General features: G+C 39.3%; 24 protein-coding genes and 3 pseudogenes. 16 read left to right on the top strand and 11 right to left on the bottom strand.

The features are described 5' to 3' along the window. Positions 1-149: 149 nt before the first annotated feature. Both S3O_RS0101800 and S3O_RS0101805 read left to right on the top strand, forming a co-directional pair. Positions 150-2,906: a CCDC158 family protein gene (locus tag S3O_RS0101800; RefSeq protein ID WP_010597343.1), complete on the top strand. Its 2,757-nt coding sequence runs from the start codon at positions 150-152 to the stop codon at positions 2,904-2,906. A 5-nt stretch (positions 2,907-2,911) separates the two neighbouring features. Then, complete coding sequence (locus tag S3O_RS0101805; RefSeq protein WP_010597344.1) at positions 2,912-3,346, top strand: hypothetical protein; 435 nt, start codon at positions 2,912-2,914, stop codon at positions 3,344-3,346. 281 nt (positions 3,347-3,627) lie between these two features. Here S3O_RS0101805 and S3O_RS17890 read toward each other — a convergent pair whose 3' ends face one another. The 8 genes and pseudogenes from S3O_RS17890 to icmV all read right to left on the bottom strand — a co-directional run bounded on the left by S3O_RS17890 (position 3,628) and on the right by icmV (position 10,167). Next, positions 3,628-3,924 carry an alkyl sulfatase C-terminal domain-containing protein gene (locus tag S3O_RS17890; protein ID WP_202798013.1) on the bottom strand — a complete coding sequence of 99 codons (297 nt, stop codon included), beginning with the start codon at positions 3,922-3,924 and terminating at the stop codon, positions 3,628-3,630. Between the two features lie 70 nt (positions 3,925-3,994). Beyond that, positions 3,995-4,356: pseudogene (locus tag S3O_RS20255) on the bottom strand (alkyl sulfatase dimerization domain-containing protein). Further along, positions 4,250-4,687 (bottom strand): hypothetical protein, encoded by a 438-nt coding sequence (locus S3O_RS17905; RefSeq protein WP_029463595.1) that lies wholly within the window; start codon positions 4,685-4,687, stop codon positions 4,250-4,252. The pseudogene S3O_RS20255 and the gene S3O_RS17905 overlap by 107 nt, the downstream one beginning before the upstream one ends. Further along, entirely contained in the window at positions 4,684-5,235 is a 552-nt protein-coding gene (locus tag S3O_RS17910) for an MBL fold metallo-hydrolase (protein ID WP_029463596.1), read from the bottom strand. Before S3O_RS17910 ends, S3O_RS17905 begins: the two co-directional genes overlap by 4 nt. A gap of 41 nt (positions 5,236-5,276) precedes the next feature. Continuing rightward, positions 5,277-5,630 carry a hypothetical protein gene (locus S3O_RS17915; protein WP_029463597.1) on the bottom strand — a complete coding sequence of 118 codons (354 nt, stop codon included), beginning with the start codon at positions 5,628-5,630 and terminating at the stop codon, positions 5,277-5,279. 880 nt (positions 5,631-6,510) lie between these two features. Further along, a complete protein-coding gene (locus tag S3O_RS0101835; protein ID WP_010597346.1) occupies positions 6,511-7,014 on the bottom strand; it encodes a hypothetical protein in 504 nt (167 codons plus the stop codon). Between the two features lie 337 nt (positions 7,015-7,351). Beyond that, positions 7,352-9,760, bottom strand: coding sequence for a type IVB secretion system protein DotA (gene dotA, locus S3O_RS0101840; RefSeq protein ID WP_010597347.1), 2,409 nt, complete (start codon positions 9,758-9,760; stop codon positions 7,352-7,354). Beyond that, positions 9,757-10,167: a type IVB secretion system protein IcmV gene (gene icmV, locus S3O_RS0101845; protein WP_010597348.1), complete on the bottom strand. Its 411-nt coding sequence runs from the start codon at positions 10,165-10,167 to the stop codon at positions 9,757-9,759. The genes dotA and icmV overlap by 4 nt, the downstream gene beginning before the upstream one ends. A 422-nt stretch (positions 10,168-10,589) precedes the next feature. Between icmV and icmW the strand changes: the two genes are divergently transcribed. From icmW to S3O_RS15045, 13 genes and pseudogenes are all read left to right on the top strand, one after another. Then, entirely contained in the window at positions 10,590-11,018 is a 429-nt protein-coding gene (gene icmW, locus S3O_RS0101850; RefSeq protein ID WP_010597349.1) for a type IVB secretion system protein IcmW, read from the top strand. 2 nt (positions 11,019-11,020) lie between these two features. Further along, entirely contained in the window at positions 11,021-11,554 is a 534-nt protein-coding gene (locus S3O_RS0101855) for a hypothetical protein (RefSeq protein ID WP_029463598.1), read from the top strand. A 43-nt stretch (positions 11,555-11,597) separates the two neighbouring features. Further along, on the top strand, positions 11,598-12,101 hold the full coding sequence (locus S3O_RS0101860) for a hypothetical protein (protein ID WP_010597351.1): 504 nt from the start codon (positions 11,598-11,600) through the stop codon (positions 12,099-12,101). Positions 12,102-12,109: 8 nt separating this feature from the next. After that, positions 12,110-12,562, top strand: coding sequence for a hypothetical protein (locus S3O_RS0101865; protein WP_010597352.1), 453 nt, complete (start codon positions 12,110-12,112; stop codon positions 12,560-12,562). A gap of 77 nt (positions 12,563-12,639) precedes the next feature. Continuing rightward, positions 12,640-13,453 (top strand): annotated as a pseudogene (locus S3O_RS18510) (1-deoxy-D-xylulose-5-phosphate synthase N-terminal domain-containing protein). Further along, positions 13,413-14,453 carry a transketolase C-terminal domain-containing protein gene (locus tag S3O_RS17930; protein WP_202797994.1) on the top strand — a complete coding sequence of 347 codons (1,041 nt, stop codon included), beginning with the start codon at positions 13,413-13,415 and terminating at the stop codon, positions 14,451-14,453. Before S3O_RS18510 ends, S3O_RS17930 begins: the two are co-directional and overlap by 41 nt. Positions 14,454-14,661: 208 nt before the next feature. Further along, positions 14,662-15,663 (top strand): annotated as a pseudogene (locus tag S3O_RS18515) (preprotein translocase subunit SecA); the annotation flags it as partial. A gap of 82 nt (positions 15,664-15,745) precedes the next feature. Continuing rightward, entirely contained in the window at positions 15,746-15,814 is a 69-nt protein-coding gene (locus S3O_RS19345) for a hypothetical protein (protein WP_268869429.1), read from the top strand. 56 nt (positions 15,815-15,870) lie between these two features. Further along, positions 15,871-16,392: a preprotein translocase subunit SecA gene (locus S3O_RS18520; protein ID WP_235776150.1), complete on the top strand. Its 522-nt coding sequence runs from the start codon at positions 15,871-15,873 to the stop codon at positions 16,390-16,392. Then, positions 16,392-16,775 (top strand): preprotein translocase subunit SecA, encoded by a 384-nt coding sequence (locus S3O_RS19350; protein WP_010597356.1) that lies wholly within the window; start codon positions 16,392-16,394, stop codon positions 16,773-16,775. The genes S3O_RS18520 and S3O_RS19350 overlap by 1 nt, the downstream gene beginning before the upstream one ends. Further along, a complete protein-coding gene (locus S3O_RS19355; protein ID WP_010597357.1) occupies positions 16,741-17,235 on the top strand; it encodes a preprotein translocase ATPase secretion protein in 495 nt (164 codons plus the stop codon). Before S3O_RS19350 ends, S3O_RS19355 begins: the two co-directional genes overlap by 35 nt. Positions 17,236-17,261: 26 nt before the next feature. After that, positions 17,262-18,041 carry a type I methionyl aminopeptidase gene (map, locus tag S3O_RS0101880; protein ID WP_010597358.1) on the top strand — a complete coding sequence of 260 codons (780 nt, stop codon included), beginning with the start codon at positions 17,262-17,264 and terminating at the stop codon, positions 18,039-18,041. A 131-nt stretch (positions 18,042-18,172) separates the two neighbouring features. Then, positions 18,173-18,661 carry an HTH domain-containing protein gene (locus S3O_RS15045; RefSeq protein ID WP_083827594.1) on the top strand — a complete coding sequence of 163 codons (489 nt, stop codon included), beginning with the start codon at positions 18,173-18,175 and terminating at the stop codon, positions 18,659-18,661. Positions 18,662-18,674: 13 nt separating this feature from the next. Here S3O_RS15045 and S3O_RS16965 read toward each other — a convergent pair whose 3' ends face one another. Further along, entirely contained in the window at positions 18,675-18,827 is a 153-nt protein-coding gene (locus S3O_RS16965) for a hypothetical protein (RefSeq protein ID WP_156792685.1), read from the bottom strand. Between the two features lie 22 nt (positions 18,828-18,849). Here S3O_RS16965 and S3O_RS15050 point away from each other — a divergent pair, with 22 nt between their 5' ends. Next, entirely contained in the window at positions 18,850-19,101 is a 252-nt protein-coding gene (locus S3O_RS15050) for a hypothetical protein (RefSeq protein WP_050816822.1), read from the top strand. Between the two features lie 14 nt (positions 19,102-19,115). Here the strand turns inward: S3O_RS15050 and bioD (S3O_RS13230) are convergent, their stop codons facing one another. Together bioD (S3O_RS13230) and bioD (S3O_RS19360) are read right to left on the bottom strand one after the other, a co-directional pair. Next, positions 19,116-19,664, bottom strand: coding sequence for a dethiobiotin synthase (bioD, locus tag S3O_RS13230; RefSeq protein ID WP_050816823.1), 549 nt, complete (start codon positions 19,662-19,664; stop codon positions 19,116-19,118). Positions 19,665-19,666: 2 nt separating this feature from the next. Continuing rightward, the gene (gene bioD, locus S3O_RS19360) at positions 19,667-19,831 is read right to left on the bottom strand and encodes an ATP-dependent dethiobiotin synthetase BioD (RefSeq protein WP_083827597.1); all 165 of its coding nucleotides are present in this window, start codon (positions 19,829-19,831) and stop codon (positions 19,667-19,669) included. Positions 19,832-19,854: the final 23 nt, after the last annotated feature.

Raw genomic sequence — 19,854 nt, forward strand, 5'->3', positions numbered from 1 at the left:
TCACGGGTCATGGCTTCGACCATGACCTCCCTTCATTCATAAATAAAATCATCATTAAATTTAGCTTAAATAAATATTAATGATCTTTTAAGCGTATTCATTTAGAATAGAATAGATAAGAAAAATAATAATCGAGGTTTTAGATTACGATGCCTAATATTAGCGTTGGAATGATATTAAAGGATATTCAAGAAAATTTGAAAAAACTAAAACCAAGTTTTTATAGAAAAATTAGCCAAATTATTTGTTTATTGCCTGACCTACCTCAGAAAGAGGTAAGTTTTTTTAAAAAAAATATTCAAGACCCTCATAAAACTTCAACAAATAAATTTTTTGAATTATTTAAAAAAAAGATCCCTTCTGGAAGTCAAAGACTCCATGCATCTAATACAGCGAATCAACAACGCAAAGCTATTCTTGAATGGGTTTTAGAAAATACTGGTTGGGAACCAGGAAACGATCAGCAATGGAGTTATTCCTCAAAAGGAAAGCTAACCAAAATTCCGCCAGAAATTCGAGTTCCTAGCTTGCTTAAAAGTATTCAAGATACGACTACGCAACCAAAAAAAGATCCTTATATCTTAGTATTGCACAAAATTTGCTTATTAATTAATGAAAAGAAAACCCAGTGCGAAGAAATAGCTAATTCTGACGAATTTAAGCAAAGTTTATTAGAAAACAAGGAAAAAAAAGCTATTCCAAGAAGAGCTAATCTAGTTAACAATGGACCAATAAAACCAGATTTATCTGTAGAAGCTAATTTAAATCTAGCTCCATTATTGAGTGAAAGCGAATCTATAGAAAAGAATGATCAATCAGAAACTACAGACGCTTCATCTGCTGCCTCTTTTGAAAAAAGAACAATAGATCAAGGAAATAAAAGTTTAACGGAAGAATCTTTTACTAAAGAAGAAACACCCGATTTTATTGTAAATAAATCTAATTCTCGTACAAAATTGAGTGATCTTACCAAAAAATTGAAACTCACTATTACAGAAATAAATGATAAACATAAAATATTCGTTACAAATATAGATAAAGCTTCTAATTCTCTTCAAAGAGCAATTAATGAGCTTAATCAAATGAATGAAAAAACTCAGCTTTATAAGCAATTCCAAGAAAGCATAGATCAATCTGACGACTTAGAAGTCTTAGAAGAAATAAAAACTGATCAACAAACACTTCAGGATAAAGAGGACGAAATTGATACACTCAATCAAGCGCACAAACAACAAGAAGAAACGATTAAACAATTAAACGAATTAAACGCTCAATTAACAGAAAACAAAGAGGACTCTAATCAGAAAATAACTGCGTTAAAAAATCAACTACAAGAAGCTGAAAAAAATCAAAAAAATATATCTCAACAAGTAGAAGAGCTAAAAACCGAGCTTGAAGAAAAAAATAATGACCATAAGCAAGCTCTTAAAGATAAAAAGGATGAAATTGATACACTCAATCAAGCGCACAAACAACAAGAAGAAACGATTAAACAATTAAACGAATTAAACGCTCAATTAACAAAAAACAAAGAGGACTCTAATCAGAAAATAACTGCGTTAACAAATCAAGTAGAAGAGCTAGAAACCAAGCTTAAAGAAGAAAATAATGCCCACCAACAAGCTCTTCAGGATAAAGATCACGAAATTGATACACTCAAAACAGATGATCAACAGCAAAAAGAAATTATTAAAACACTAACCACAGCAAAAGATACTTTTCAGCAAGCTCTTCAAGATAAAAAGGATGAAATTGATCGACTTAAAGAAAAGCTTGAAGAGCAAGAAACAAACATTACTACTCTAGAAAATCAATTAAAACGTGATCAAGATAACTTGAATCACAAAATAACGAAACTAAATCAAGAAATAGAATCAAAAAATAAAATAATAAGTGATTTTAAAAATCTATCTAAAAATAAAACTAAAGAACAATCAGTACAAACTGAACACAGTATAGAACCATCTAGAGGTACAACAAAGGTTGACTTACAAAGTCAATCCTTGACAGATCAACCTTCTATTACTGATAATGATGAAGGAAACTATAAATCAAAAAAAATAGGAACCATGGATAAAGATACCTTATCAGAAAACCAGCCTCCTTTTAGTGATTCTACTGATTCCGATGGCGACTCAGATACTGAGTCTTACGTTTCTTGTCTACAGAATCAACATTCATTAGCAAGTGATTCTGAAGAAAGTGATATTGGCCCTCAAGATAACCCAGATAGTGGTTATGATTCAAGTGATACAGAAGAGAGAAAAGGTCAATCCCAGTTTGATTACAATCACCTAAAAAATTTTCCTAGTCTTGCTAAAATTATTTCATCAGAAATAAATAAAGATCATTGTGACGATATTACTGAACTCGATACATTCAATGTTAGCAAAAAAACTAAGGGCGTTTTTTTTCCTAATATTTCTGACCAAAAACGAGAAGAAATCCTTACTAACGAAAAGAACAACCTTGAACAAAAATTTAATGAACGATTAGCCAAATTATGGAAAGATTATGCAGAAAAACCAACGATTTCCCGAGATGAATTACAACGTTTATTTTCAGCATTTGAAGGAGATATCAATCAAATTAAAAAAGAATGTTTTAATAATTTATTAGAAAAAGTAAAAAAAGATCTAGATGAAGAAGGATTTGTTTTCAATGAAAAAAGTTGTGATGACCTTTTTGCAGAGTATCTTAAATGGATTAAGCCTACTCAAGATCGAATCATCAGTGCCGGCCATTATCAAACAAGCCCACTTCTTAATCAGCTTAAAATTAAAATATCGCCTTTTCATTGCACGGCGGCTGAAGAAGCTGAAAATGAGTTTAAAAAATATGGTCTTCACCTAAAAAAAGAAAATCCTACTGTATTAGGGACGTCAATAGGTTTTTCACTTTATTAAAGGATTTGATATTAGATAAACTTGAAAAGCGCTTACCTCTTGAGTTTTATCTAAAAACGTTTCAACTAGATTCTTTTGCACAGAAAGTATGCTCTACCGCTGTTGAAAATGGATTTGGATTGGCCGACAGGGAATCAGATGAACAAAAGATCACAAATGCATTGGTTTCTGTAATCAAAGAAAATCAGCTCGCGATTAATCCAGATGAAGTCAAAATAGAGCTCAAGTTAACAGATAGTGATCAAAAAAATACTGGAAAAAAGGATTACACAGTTCTTCGGCCACTATTGCCCATTGAGAGCAAATATCAAGAGCAAATTAAAGAAGCCAATGCAAAACTAAAAGAAGAAAAGAAAAATCCAAAATTAGCACGAAAAATTATCGTTGAACCGACGCCGGAACCCGAGGCCTCTACTTCTACTTCATGTAAATTAAACTAATAGAATAATAAGTAGTCTTTTTAACTTTTTATAAGCTCATGCCAGTTATCTCTAAGTAAAGGTAACTGGCTTTTTATTAGAAAGTCAATCAGTTATTTATCATCTTATTCAAATATTTAATCTTCTTTTTCTGGGGATATCGGAAATTCAAAAGGTTTAGCCTTCTGAATAGGCTTCTCAGAAAAAGCACTTTTTTGACTGGGCGTGTTAAACGTGCATTCAAAGTTGCGGGCATTATTTCAAAATCGGGTGTAAATTTGACTAAAGTATTTTTTAATTTTTCAAATACTGCATAATTTCTCACAAATTTTGCTTTTCCTGCCTGCTCTAACTCTGGAAATGAAGTTAAGTCCCAACATGATTTGATTCAAGTCTGCACGATTAACAGTAATGGAAAGATCTGGATTATTGGACTGATATCCTTTTATATTGGTTAAGGTTGCTTTACTCATTTCAATCAAAAATTTTTCATGCATATCCGGCAAGATTAGATTAATAATAAATTTCATACCTTCTACACGCTGACTATCGACACTGACCCCAATAAAATTCCAACCAATTTCCAGTGGGCATTGCAGTAATCACATCCGGCGTAGCGGTTTTAGGTGCCAATCGCTTAGAGATTCCGATTCGTAATTCATAAGCGGCTTACAAGAAACTATTACGAAAACTCGTACTTTCTTGTTGATAGCCGATTTGTTCAAATGCATCGGCTAACCGATTTTTAGCCTTCTGATTTTTCGGTTCAGCATACACTAATTTATTTAATCGTTCCGTTGCAGCAAGATATTTTCCCTGTGCAATGAGTTGATTACTTTTGGAGAGAATTTTTTTGATCCACCCATCATTTCAACGTAAAGTGGGACTGATTCACTAGGAGATAAAGGAATGAGCGTAGCCGGATTACCGTCCCAATAACCTAAAAACTGCGTGCCGCCATTGCTTTTGTAAACTGAGTGGGGAATGATAGACATTTTGGATTTCATTAATAGTAACCCCTTGGTTTGCATAATGTAATACCTGATTATTCATATTGGCAGACATATCTCGCTGCGTTCGTAATACTTCTTGAATACGTTGATTCCCCCAACGAAGCCAAGTATGATCTCGCTGCGTTCGTAATACTTCTTGAATACGTTGATTCCCCCAACGAAGCCAAGTATGTGCTGAAAACATCACCCCAGCCTGATTACCAAACTGATAGAGTGCTTGATTAATTTGTTTTGACCCATTGAGCGCATTCCGTACAGCAGCTCCTCTTAAGGTATAAATATTATGTATTGTTCCTGTAACATTTTCTGCTGCAAAAAAAGCCTTAAATTGAGTAAAATAGATATTCATCTCAACGGGGGCTTCGGTATCGGTGTATTCTGAAAAATCATTTTTACACCATCTATTGTTAACTCTTCAAAGTTCTTCGAAATCGAATGATTCGGTTGTAATAATCCAGTATTACCATTTGCCACATTTTTGCCAATCGCTTGATCAACATGACCCAATGGACTACGCGGCAACAAGACACCATACTGGTATTGTGACCGTCTTGACATGGCATTCCCTGTAAACACATTTTCAGATATTGCTGCATCCAAAAAACCTTCTGGAGCAATCAACTGAACCTTCTTACTTTGAACATCCGCTTCTTCGACCACACCACGAACACCACCAAAGTGATCGACATGCGAATGAGAAAAAATAACTACTGAAACCGGTCTTCTCCCGAGCGTTTCATTTGCAAACTGGAGTGCAGCGCGTGCGGTTTCTTTTGCGGTCAATGGATCAATAATAATCCAACTATTTTTTCCCTTAATCAGAGTCATATTCCCCAAATCAAACCCTCGGATCTGATAAATATGGTTGGAAACGACTTCATAGAGACCATACTCCATATTTAAAATGGCTTAACGATAAAGTGAAGGATGAATGCTGGCTAACTCTTTCCCTTGCAGCAAAAATGATAACTTGACATATCCCAAGCTACATTACCGGCATCAGCCATAATTTTCTGATAAGTTGGTTTTGCAATCAGGCCTTTTTTTGCTTCTGCAAAATCACGCGTATCGTCAAAAGGTAATTTAGTTTTTATTTCTTTGTAACGTTCTATTATGAAAATAGAGGGTGGTTTTTCTTGGGAAAGAGAAGAAGAAGTCTTGTCATTTTTTTCCTTTATCGTCGCTTGATCCTTGATGTCACCCTTATTTTCAAATGCAGCGTTCCCAATGTTTATTTGGGCAATCAAAATAAAAAACAGTATGCGCTGCGTAACAATTTTTATCCAATGCATAGTTTAAATTCCTCTAAAACTAAATTTTATTGTAATAAGCCACCACAAAAAAATAATCACTACGCTAGCCTCGTAAGGATCTACATGTGTAGACATAATAATTTAAATCTATTGTTTAGATTTAAGTTGCTTTTTTGCAACGATTATAAAGATATATATAACTAACTCTATTATTAAAATGGTTTAAACACATAATGTATTCAGTTAAGTATATTGTTATGGCTAAGTATGTACACTACATCAACATAACTAAAAATATTTTATTTATGAATTATTTACTGGGAAACGCGCAAACCAAGAGAAAGATCAAGTCAACGCTTTCCCTAGCAAAATAGCACGTTGTCTGAAATGAGCGCAGAAATTAATTGGATATTAATATCTATATCAATTATATTATAGCGTATGTCCTCAAGGGCATCCAATATCGTTTTAAGCACAAGTTTTGACCTAAAAAACCAGCGAGAGAATAAAATTGTTGTATTACCCGAGCAGCCCCCTTAAAATAGGAGCGATATAAGAAATCGATAAATAATAATTATTAAAAAATAGAAAATAGAAAATGTATTTTTCTATTTTTTAATAATTTACTTTGTTCATTTTTATTTCAAAATAAGCCACTTTCACTCTATTTAATCTTTTCAAGATATCTAATACATTTCGATTGATCAAAATTTCCTTCTCTAGGCTTTTCAATGACTCTATCAATTACCGTTTGATCAATCACCTAAAGATAAGCAGTCAATTCATAATCTGCTTTATTCTTTTGTAAACAAGCAATAACGGTTGTATTAAAAACGTGGAATCTATTTTTAAGGAGTAGATTTTAGTCGACAGAACAAAAATTGTTTTGATTCAAGAAAATAATCTATTTAAATGACGATTATTTTTTATCCGGATTCGTCTTAGGAGACCCAATCCGCTTATCATCTAAATAAATACCTTTTTTGGGGAGCGTATCATAACGTAGGTTATATTTTTCACATGCTTCCTGCGCCACTCGCTCAGCGACCGGTGTTCCTAAAAATCTTACTTTTTTTATTCCTTTCTCGGCAATCATTTCTATCATTCTTTGCACGCTGCGGATTAATCGTTTAGTAGAATAACTACCATAATAGTCACCCACAGAAGTAATTAAATAATTTCCATAATCAATTATCAAATAAGTATCCTTCTCTTTGATTTTCTTTCCAGATTTTTGCCCGCGTGTTGTTTCACCTCCCTCTTCCTCCTCGCAATAAATTACAAAATAATTCCAGAGGAGTAGTAAAAAAGCACACGCTTGCTGAAAAGCAAATGAATTATTTTCTTTCTTATCCAGGTTTTGTACATAATTTTTTAGTGCTTGATACACCTCATCACCGGAATTTAAATTTTTATTTGACATAAAAGGAAAAAACTCTATTTAATAGGTTGGTATATTTCATTGTATCAAGGTACTCGTCGTATCCACCGTATTCGACACACATTTACAGCTAAGAATTTATATCCGGATCTTGCATCTAAGTTTTTTAGTAATCACTTCCTTGCTTTCTCTTCCTCGCTATTAACACCACAGGCTTACTTTCTAAGTTCTAGGATGAGACTTTACGTACTCTACACTTTGCTATATTAATAAATAATTTATTTTTAAAAAAATAGGTTATTTTTTGTTTATTGAGTCAAGACTATTTGACAAAATATATCATTTAATGTCAGATAGTCTATAACAATGATCTTCTGCTCTATCTTTGGTCCCCACCCTCTGACGCAGAGTCTGGAGCACCCTTCGCCTCTTTTTTAGTAGATGAAGCCGCTGAAGTCATCTCGCGACCAGCACGAAATTGGCTACCTAATTTTTGAACATCAGGCAATTGCTGTTGCAATTTATTTGATGAAGCACCTGCATCACTGTCATGCTGACTGCGTATAGATTGCATGATCGCCTCTTCATGACCGCTGTCTTGTGGACCACCAATCCAACGTAATACTTTATTCGGCACTTCATGAATCATCGCAAAACTACGATTGATAATTGCTAAAGCCGCCGCCGTATAAATACCCATCATGGCAAGCTGATAAATAAAACCCAAGACATCACCATTAAACTCATTTAAAAATTGGTTAGCAATTGAATAACCTTTATTGAAAAGCGATAACCCAACATATGACAAAATAATCCCAAAAATAAAACCAAAGATCATGAGTAAGGGGCGTAAAAATACGCTAGATAACAGCATAATTGATTGTTCGGCTTTCCCCATCAGATCATGTCCTTCTGGATGAGTAATACCTAAAGCGACGAGCGGCGCAGCGAGAATCGCTTCGAGCACTACAGCAAACCAGGTAATAGCACCAAAAACAAAGAGGAGAAAAGGAATCATCGGAATGTAATAAGATAAAACCGAACCTAATACAAAAGTAGATCCCAACCAAACCGCAATAGGAAGGCCTATCAGGACAACAAGCTCAACAATTAATAACATTATATTAACACCCAATGCAGGTGTCCAAAAACCAGACGCAGCGCCTCCGACAATCGCCACCGCACTGGCCGTCATAAAAATACCAATCAACCTAGACCACGTATCTTCTGCAGAAGAAATCATATCATTACCGACCTTTGTTAAAGCAAAAACCGGATCAAGTTTACTGTGATTAATTTCATCAAAAACTTGTTGCTGCATTGTAAACATTTTACCCCATACAGGAACGACGAGATTGAAAGCAGATGCGATAATTCCAGTGCGATCACTATACGAAGCGCCCCCTTTTGTAGAATAGGGTGAGTTCATATTTACATTGCTATCTTGCGGATTATTCATGTATTTAGCATTGTTGGTTTGCTCAGTAATGTACTGATCAATCACCCCACCTGAATTCGGTAAATTATTTTTCAAGTTCTGAAGTACATTGGGTAGATTAACCATTGAATTAAAAGGTCCATTTGCATAATCTGGAGAAAAACTGGGTGTAATTTTTTGATCCAGTGCACTGATATCCGCTTGCCTTAATTGTTGATTCAAACTCGCCATCCGATAATAGTAACTCCCCGCAAGTATCCAGCCATAACCTTTAGCCTCTTTAATAAAGTCTTTATATTTTGACGCAGAATCGTCTTTTAATGAACGCAACGCTGGCTTAACAATTGTAAAAAAGTCTTCTGCACTATCAATAAGCGTATTATCATTTAGAAGATCGCTGACTTGGAGTTTAACTGGTGGGATAGAGGATTGATTAGGTGGTACCAATCGATCCGCAATCGAATGCGCTAAGGATTCAACGCCTAAGGCAAACTGCCAAACCCCAGTACTGGTACTATCATTCGCGGCAATACTGGTTGTTGAGTTCAATGATTTTTTACTAATAAAATCCCAAGAAACACTGCCACATACGCCTTTTAAAGGTGCAAAAACCCCTTGCAAATTTCCAGATGGGAACGTTATATAGCCGCCCGTATCTTTTGTATAGTCAATTGGACGTCCAGTATTTTCACCATTCGGGCCTTTTCCGGTTATCGTCAAGAGCGACATGAAATTCGGAACAACCACTCCTGTCGCGTTTGTATTATTTTGGGTTATCAGCGCATTTTGTAAGGCCAACATACACACTTCGGATTTGAGGATAGAACCCGCTTTGCCGACCAAAAAACTATGGTCTTGTTTTTTATCATCACTATGGATCGATTGAATGGGCTCAATAATCGTACCATTCTGGTTCATATAATCGAGTGCAACATTCCATACTTTATCGGCCGCGTTGACACCTTGCACGACAACCGCCATCACTAAAATTTGCACAAAAGAATATCCGGTTGCTTTAGGAAGTAATAAACTCACCCCGGCAACCGTACGAATCGGCACCCACACCGAAGACCATTTTTTCCCTAAAAACTCCCCTTCATGAGAAGTATTCAGTATGGAAATAAAGAGCACATAACTTAACATCATTGAGGCCAAGACCAACACAATTGAGTTAAAGGTCCCAAACATCGTACCCAATATCTCACTCCCTGTTCCATGTAAGACACCATCGACGACACCAAAAATTGTTGAAAGATAATCCTTAGAGAGGTCAGTGGGGGTCGGCGAACCTTGCGCCAGAAGTAACGAAGGGAAGGTAAAAAATAGAACAAAAGATAATATTTTTTTCATTGTTTCTTCTTCTTAACAAGGAATTGTGAAAAAAGCCAGTCACGAAAGGAACATCCTAAACGCCGTTGCTCAATCTGAAATATCCAAAAATGATAACGAAAAATTTGAGTCAAGGTAATCGTAGCAATTCCTATGCCTGGAAAAAAACCACGCAAGGAATTTTCTGAAAGAAGATAAAAACTATAACTTATTGTTAAAATAAATAAGAAAAACCAAAGCCACATAAGACGGCGAAACTGTTTAACACGTTGCAATAAATCACCCTGCGTTAAGTTGAGTCGTTGCAACGCTTCTTCAAAAGACTCAGCATGCTGGGATTGATTTGGGGTAAAGTATTTTTTTACGAGGGTAGAACACGGAGCGGCTTGTTGTAGCGAGGTGCTGATAACCCATCCAGCGCGGAACATCAACGAAAGGCTTAATTATTTTTTTTACACCACCCAAGAAACTCACTTCAAATACTCCGCTTGTGGTATCAAAACCTTTTTTTACTCGTTTCTAGCGGTTCATCCGTGAAAGCTTTTTTACCCTAACCCTGAATAATAAAGGCTAAGTTTACCAGAAAATAAAGGGAAAGAAAGCAAATTAAAAGATAAAATTTTATCGTAAAATAGTATAATAGGTTATAGAAAGATGCAAATCATTTAACACCCCCCCCCCATAACTTGGCCAAGACGCTTAATTCTCGCCGGCGCTTGGTAACATCCGTTTGATTTATGGTCCATTCCATTGGATAATCACCTAAACGTGGGGCAACGTGTGAGTGACCTGTCCTCGCCAATCAGGCTTGCACAAACAGTTAACCTTAACTCATAGACAATAATGAATTATGCCAGATTTAAGTCGTAAAGGTGCACATCTCTACTGGAAAAATTACCCAGATCCGATTATCTATCGTGTTCTCAGTTTTATGGAAAGCGTCGAAACCTGGGTTCAGGATGGCCATCCTGAGTTTGAAGCGTCACTCAAAAAGCTCGGAGAAACTCTTGATGATATTGCACAAGTTGACCTAGATAAATTGGGTGAACAAATGCGGTTTGTTCGGATTGGGAATCATCTCAGCATGTCCCGAACATTACGCTTACTGCAAGCGCTCGATACGACGCATCCTGGTTCGGCCGCCAAACTCTTGATGTACTCTGAAGAAAATAGCCGTCAGGCAGAAGATGAATGCGGGTTGTTTTTACGACGAAATATTGCGTTTGAACGACTCAGACTCTTGACCCGTGTTTTTTCACGTGAACGGAAAAGCACTTGAGGGTGAATAATGATGAAAATAAAAAAAAATCTCTCTCTATCTTAGGCAGTGTAGTGGTTTTATTCTGGCTACTGCCCACCCTGGCTCAAGCCCGTCCGTCTACGGCGGATAATCCACTGCAATATTATGATGATCAAATCAAAAAAGCACAAAAAGAAGCTCTAGATAACCTGGAGGCGTCTATGGCCGCCACAGAACAAACACAACCCCCTGTTTCTTCGCAAACATTACCTGCCCCGCCAATGGATACGCAGAGCGCAGCACCTCCTTCTAATACGGATAAAGCGTTTACAACCCCATCTTCCCCGACAGCACCGAATACTCATGAACGCGAGGCAACCGCATCCGCTTCATCCAACGCAGCCAACCCATGGCTGAAACCCAATCCTTGGGCAGAACAAGCGAAACATAATCCCTGGGCCAATGCACCGATTCCCGAACCTACTCGCCCAACCACAGCTGTCCCGGGATTTACACCACCCCCCAATATTTTTTGCACCACCCAACGCTTCCAATCGAAAAAACTCAAATCCTAACCATGGATAAACTTGATCACTTTTTATTTACTGCGGAGTTCTTATGCTATCTCGAATAAAAACACTTTGCTTAACTGCAATTGCTTCTCTTTTTCTCACAACCCTCCCCGCTTATGCCGATGGCACCAATATTATTGTCAATGATGAAGCGGTTAAAAACTTGCAGGCTGGATTTGGGCAAAATCAACTGAAGGAAATGGTTGCACCCCCAATCAATCAATCCCAGACCATGGTCACTAACCTCGCTCAAGGGACTTATTTATTATCACCCAGTGCGTTACCCGTAGGCTCCTTGACACGTGATTTGTTAGAAAAGATTGCTTCCGGCCTGAGTTCTGGAGAAAATGCGCAATATTCTCTCCTCTGGCAACCGGGACCCTCCTCGATTAATCAACTTCTAACGAAATCTCCTCTCGATGCAGTGAATGTAAATAGTCTCCTTGAACCGCTGGTTTACAATCAGACAGAAGATGCTCAAGCAAAAAGCGTCCTCAATGCACTCAGTGTGAACTTATCTCCTTTGCATACACTCGCTTTCTGGCGATAAAACAGCAAATGGTCAAGCTCAATCAAAAAGACATACAAGATTATCTAGCCACTTTACGCAATTATTTAGCCGTTCAAGCCGTTGCATTGGGTAATCTTTCGCAACTGTATGCTGAAAGACAAGAAATCAGTGATAAGCAGCTTTCTCAACTTCCTAAAACCACGGCTGATGCGGTGGAAACATTCAAAAAAACAAACCCTGGACCGATCAGCGCGTTAAAGCTCGAAAACTTTATGGCGACCCGACGTATCCTGGACAATAATTGGTATACGAATTTGCAAAAAGAAAATCCAGCAACACTCCAACGTGAACAAACTCAACTGCTAGCAGAAAATTTAGCACAAAGTTATCAAATGCGAATGACACTGGAACGTTTACTCGCCACGATGTCGGTGTTAGTGTTAGAACTCAACGCGCAAACACGCGGACAGTTGCAAGGGCAAATTGCAAAAAATAAATAATCCCTCGCAATCCTAATAGTGATATTAACTAAACTTTGAAGATAGATTTGAATAGAAAACCGTATTCGCTATTGGAAATGATTGAAACGCCGGAGCAATTGCACGCACTGGATGTGGAGCAATTACTGCAATTAGCAGATGAACTTCGGCGTTTTTTAATTGAATCGCTCAATGTATGTGGCGGGCATTTTGCTGCCAATCTGGGTACGGTTGAATTAACCATCGCTTTACACCATGTCTTCCAGAGTCCGGAAGACGATCTAATTTGGGATGTCGGTCATCAGGCTTATCCACATAAAATCCTGACCGGTCGCCGTACACAATTGACGAGCATTCGTCAGAAGCAAGGACTGTCACCTTTTCCTACACGTCATGAAAGTGAATTTGATAGCTTTGGTGTCGGTCATTCAAGTACATCGATCGGGCTTGGGCATGGCGATGGCACACCGTCTGCAAAATACCGCTGGGCGGGTTGTGGCGATTATTGGTGACGGAGCGATGACGCTCAATCATGCCGGTGATCTCAAGGCGAATCTTCTTGTGATCCTCAATGACAATGATATGTCGATCTCCAATAATGTCGGCGCACTTTCTAATTATCTTGCCCGTATTTTATCCAGTAAATTGTATGCGACGGTTAGAGCGAGCAGTAAAAAAATGCTTAACCCCATTCCTACCGTCCGTGCACTCGCAAAACGAACCGAAGAACATGTCAAAGGCCTGTTGACCCCGGGAACGTTATTTGAAGAGCTCGGTTTTAATTATATTGGCCCGATTGATGGCCACGATTTACCTCTGTTGATCGACACGCTAAATAATCTTCGTCAGTTACCTGGGCCCCAGTTGCTGCATGTCGCCACGAAAAAAGGCCAAGGGATTTCCAGCCGCTGAGCAAGACCCGATTGCTTATCATGCCGTCAGCCCAGGTTTTCTCAAGAAAGCTTCTTCAACATGCTTGAACAAGCCACTTAATTATGCGAATGTTTTTGGTCGGTGGATTTGTGCCATGGCGGCCCGTGACTCAAGACTGGTTGCTATTACACCGGCGATGCGTGAAGGTTCCGACCTGATTGAGTTTTCAAAACACTATCCTGATCGATATTATGATGTCGGTATTGCCGAACAACATGCCGTCACGTTTGCTGCGGGACTGGCCTGCAAAGGACTTAAACCCATCGTTGCTATTTATTCAACATTTTTACAGCGCGCTTATGATCAGCTGATTCACGATGTGGCCTTACAAAATTTACCCGTTCTTTTTGCGATTGACCGCGCCGGTCTGGTCGGTGGCGATGGAGCCACGCATCAAGGTTGTTTTGATCTCTCGTATCTTCGTTGTATTCCCAATTTAGTGATTATGACGCCAAGTGATGAAAATGAGTTATATCAAATGCTTTATACAGGCTTTGTTTACTCAGGTCCTTGTGCCGTACGCTACCCGCGGGGCCAGGGTCCGGGGCACTCTATCAATTTACAAATGACCACCTACCCACTTGGCAAAGCAGTGATCAAACGAACCGGGCAACGAATCGCTTTATTAGCCTTTGGCCCCTTACTCACTCAAGCATTAGAAGCAGCTACGTCGCTCGATGCAACGGTCGTTGATATGCGCTTTGTTAAGCCGCTCGACATTGATTTAATCAAAAAACTCGCTAAAACGCATGATTTATTGGTCACGCTGGAGGAAAACGTAATTCAAGGTGGGGCCGGAGAAGCCGTCGGTGCAGTCTGTCACGCACAGCAACTCCACTGTGAAGTATTATGTTTAGGTTTTCCAGATCAATTTATCGAACATGGCGACCCAGCTCAATTATTATCCGAATTCGGCTTAACTAGCGCCGCTATTGCCGAGCAAGTCACGCAGCGACTGGCGAAATTGTCTGCTTTTTAGTAAAGTAGCTGAGTTTTTCCTGACGGTTGTGATGCAAATCGATATAAATTCCGTCTTTGCGCTGAGCAGCGGTTGGCATAATCGCCTACTTTGCTAGAGGCCTGCTTTAGGAGCGTGGTGTCCATCCTAAGGGAACTACATTGCTTTCATTTTTGTCACGAAAGACTGAGCCAAACGGTGAATTAAACAAGGTAGCCACATTATATTTATGATTCCTAAACTTTTAAGTCGCTTTATTCGTAGCCGTAACCAACGACTCTTACAACAACTTCAAAAAACGGTTGCAGAAATCAATGCGTTAGAACCGACACTCCAAGCATTGTCGGATACGCAATTACAAGCGAAAACCGATCACTTTCGTCAGCAACTCCAAGCAGGAACTCCCTTGGATGCGTTACTGGTCGAAGCGTTTGCCGTCGTTCGTGAAGCCAGTCGTCGTGTATTAGGCATGCGTCATTTTGACGTCCAATTAATAGGTGGAATCGTTTTACACAATGGTAAAATTGCAGAAATGCGGACCGGTGAAGGTAAAACGTTAGTCGCTACTCTCCCCGCTTATTTAAATGCATTAACTGGACAAGGCGTACATATTGTCACCGTTAACGATTATTTAGCGAAACGCGATGCCCAATGGATGCAACCTTTATATGCCTTTCTTGGTCTAACCACCGGTATTGTGGTCTCCGATTTGCCGATCGATGCCCGACAAGCAGCGTATGCAGCCGATATTACCTATGGAACGAATAATGAATTTGGTTTTGATTATTTACGCGATAACATGGCTTTTTCGCTGAGTGAAAAAGTCCAACGTGTGTTGAACTTTGCCATCGTTGATGAAGTGGATTCGATTCTTATTGATGAAGCACGAACGCCTCTGATTATTTCAGGAGCCAGTGAAGAAAGTTCCGAACTGTATATTCAGCTGAATAAAATCATTCAACATTTGCAGTTACGTCAACGGAAGACGGTCCTGGTGATTTTTATTTGGACGAAAAAAGCAAACAAGCTTTTTTTAACCGAAGAAGGTCATCAAAACCTTGAACAATGGTTAGTCAAACAAGGTTTGCTTACTGAAGGTGAAAACCTCTACTCTGCCCATAATATTGGGTTAATGCATCATGTTTATGCCGCATTACGCGCCCATTATTTATTTCATCGTGATGTGGATTATATTGTCCAAAACAATCAAGTCGTCATTGTCGACGAACATACTGGGCGCCTCATGGCGGGACGCCGTTGGTCAGATGGCTTACATCAAGCCGTAGAAGCGAAAGAACACGTTGAAATTCAAAGTGAAAAATCAAACTCTCGCTTCGATTACCTTTCAAAACTATTTTCGTTTGTATCATAAATTTATCTGACCGGTACGGCGGATACCGAAGCGTACGAATTTCAGCAAATTTATCATTTAGAAGTGGTGGTGATTCCCACGCACCTTCCTATCTCGCGCCAAGATTTAGCCGATCAAGTCTATTTAACAAAAGAAGAAAAATTTGCGGCGATTATCCAAGACATTAAAGCGTGTCGTGAACGTAAACAACCGGTGCTCGTCGGAACCGCATCGATAGAAACATCAGAATATCTCGCGCAATTATTAAATAAAGAAAAAATTAATCACCAAGTCCTAAACGCAAAATTTCATGAGCACGAAGCACAAATCATTGCCGAAGCGGGTCGTCCAGGAACAGTGACGATTGCTACCAATATGGCGGGTCGTGGTACAGATATTGTATTAGGTGGTAATTTAAAAGCCGAATTAGCCCAGTTGAATTCAGAAAATGCTCCAGAATCACTTGAAAAACATAAACAAGAATGGCAAGCGCGTCACGATGCCGTGATTGCAGCGGGCGGATTACATATTATTGGCAGTGAACGACACGAGTCCCGACGTATTGATAATCAGTTACGAGGTACGTGCGGGTCGACAAGGACAACTTAATGCGTATCTTTGCTTCAGATCGCGTCGCGATGATGATGAAAAAATTAGGCATGCAACCTGGAGAAGCGATCGAACATCGTTGGATTACGCGTGCGATTGAAAATGCACAACGTAAAGTAGAAGGTCGTAACTTTGATATTCGAAAACAACTCTTAGAATTTGATGATGTGGCCAATGAACAACGTAAAGTGATTTATGAACAACGCAATGAATTGTTAGCCAGTGAGGATGTTTCACCGATCATTGAAAGCTTATGGGGCGATGTGCTCAATACTTGTATTAATGAATTTATCCCTCCCCATAGTTTAGAAGAACAATGGGAAACAAACCTTTCAGTTAGATTTACCTTTGCAAACCTGGTTAGAAGATCGGGAAGTCTCTGAAGAAATACTCCGTGAGCGGATTATTCATGCGGCACAAGCCGCCTATCGACAAAAAGAAAGCTTAGCCGATACCGAAGCATTACGCCAAATTGAAAAAACAATTATGTTGCGTACACTCGATAACTTATGGAAAGATCACTTAGCGGCGATGGATCATCTCCGTCAAGGCATTCATCTGCGCGGCTACGCACAAAAAAATCCGAAACAAGAATATAAACGTGAATCCTTTGAATTGTTTGCTAATTTATTGGAACAATTGAAATTCCAAGTGATGAGCCGGCTCAGTAGTTTACAAGTCCAATCCTCTGAAGAAGCCGAACGCTTAGAAGAACAACGTCGTCAACAAATGCCGCAGTTTCTTGACTTTCAACATCCTTCTTTAGGACAACCGACTGTACTGGAAGAAACGCTGATGCATGCAGGCGATACCGCAATCGCTACACCGCCGCAAAAAATATAAATATTGTCACGGTAAACTCGATTAACATGACTGCTCAAATTATAATTAAAAACCCGGAAGAAATTGAAAAAATGCGGGTAGCCGGTCGCTTGGCGGCTGAAGTACTAACCATGATTGAACCGTATGTTCAGGTTGGCGTCACCACGGAAACACTCAACACACTGTGTCATGAGTATATCGTCAATACCCAAAAAGCGATTCCCGCACCTCTTGGGTATCGAGGTTTCCCCAAATCAATTTGCACTTCTGTTAATCATCAAGTGTGCCATGGTATACCCGGCCCCCGTGTTCTAAAAGACGGTGATCTCCTAAATATTGATATCACCGTTATTAAAGATGGCTACCATGGCGATACCAGCAAAATGTTTTTTGTTGGTAAACCTTCCATCTTGGCACAACGTCTTAGCCGTGTGACACAAGAGTGTTTGTATCGCGCAATTCGTTTAGTTAAACCAGGCACCCATCTTGGTGATATCGGAGAAGTCATTCAACGTCATGCAGAATCGGCCGGATTTTCTGTCGTCCGCGATTATTGTGGTCATGGTATCGGTCGCCTCTTTCATGAGGATCTCCAAATTTTACATTATGGACGACGCGGAACAGGTCTCCAACTGGTTCCTGGAATGACCTTTACCATCGAACCGATGATTAATGCCGGTAAACATCTGACAAAACTGTTACCTGATGACTGGACCGTGGTGACTAAAGATCATAGCTTGTCTGCACAATGGGAACATACCCTCCTGGTCACCGAAACAGGCTATGAGATTTTGACTCTTCGTGAGGAAGAAAAAGAGTTGTTGTAATTTGGAAACCGATTCCAAACCAACGATGAGCACTTTTGTGTTAGCGTAAAAGAAATTAGCTTACTTATGCCACCCAATCCTTCAACTTTACTTAAAATTGCCGCATTGCTCAGTGAATCAAACTTATCACGATGGTAAATTCTATGGGGCAACAACTCCATATTAGCCGTGCTGCCGTCTGGAAAGCCGTAAAAAAACTGATTCAATATGGTGTTGCGATTAAATCGATCAAAGGGAAAGGTTATATTTTAGAAGAGCCTTTTTTGCTATTAGATGTTGCACAAATAAAGCAGCAATTGCCTCCTGCCTATGCAGCATTACCCATTCAACTTTTTGAACATCTGCACTCAACCAATGATTATTTGCAGCAAACCATTGATCCGGCTGAATCAGTAACGATTTGTTTAACTGAATTACAAACCCAAGGCAAAGGTCGGATGAATCGTTTGTGGCATTCTCCTTTTGGAAAAAATGTTTATCTTTCTCTCAGTCATCGCTTTGCAAAAGATATTAGTGAATTATCGGGTTTAAGTTTAATTATGGGTTTAGCCGTTGCCCAGACAATTGATCGCTTAACACCCTCGATGACTGATCCGAGTACAGTCAAATGGCCGGAATGATGTCCAAATTGGTTCAGCCAAAATAGCCGGGATACTCATTGAACTGCAAGCCGAAGCGCATGGTCATTGCCGTGCGATTATTGGGATAGGACTCAATGTTAATATGCGTAACACAGATGCGTTGAGTTTGGATCAACCGTGGACGTCGCTGACTGAAGTGACTCAACAATATTTATGATCGCAATACCGTGTGTGCGGCCCTCATTGAGCAACTCCTCTCCTATTTAGCCCGTTTTTGTGAGCATGGGTTAAACCATTTTATTGAGGAATGGCAACAAAGAGATCGTCTATTTAAGCAAACTGTTCGCTTATGCTGTGGCGAAACAACGTATACTGGAACCGGCGCTGGCATTAATTCACAAGGTCATTTTCTCTTAAGGATGCCGGATCAAACACTGCGTGCCTTTTCCTCAGGAGATACCACGCTACTCAAAAAATAACGTTTAAGCCGTGACTATTTTTTAAGATCGACACGATCGTCTGCAGGCGACCTTAATTTCTTAGCCGAAGCCAAATAACGTTCGATCGGCTCGATAAAGAGAGGTACTTCTTGCTGACCATAAGGTAAAACACCTAAACAAGGCTGAGGGATCCATTGTTGCAAAGTGGTTATCATGGCTGTACAAGCCGCAGTGTGTGGTGCAAGCTCATTGGCTATCCAACCTAGACACCGAACATTCATTTGCATCATGCTCTGTTGAGTTAATAACGCATGATTCAGACATCCCAAACGTATGCCAACGACTAAAATAACCGGGATATTCAATTCGACAATGACTTCGGCAAAGAGTTGTTGTGCATTCAAAGGGACCGCCCAACCGCCGATGCCCTCAATCAACTGAATATCCGCATCAGGATGCATATTCTGGATAATTTGCTGTTTGACGGCGGCACACTCTAAACGAATACCTTCTTTTTCCGCCGCCAAATGCGGTGCAATCGAGGATTCACCACCGAATAAGGACAAGAGAGAGAAGCTGCTTTTTTGTAAAAAGACAGGCATCCTCATTTTTTGAATTGTTGTGCTTGCACATCATAATCCGCTCCTGAAGCAAGCGGTTTCATCGCAAAAGTTTGATACCCCTGGTGATTGAATTGATGAAGCAATTGTTGGGTAACCCACGTTTTGCCAACACCCGTATCGGTGCCGGTAATAAAAATCGCATTCATTCTCTTTCCTTTTGGACAAGATA

The organism is Rickettsiella massiliensis 20B, assembly GCF_000257395.1.
GTDB lineage: Bacteria > Pseudomonadota > Gammaproteobacteria > Diplorickettsiales > Diplorickettsiaceae > Diplorickettsia > Diplorickettsia massiliensis.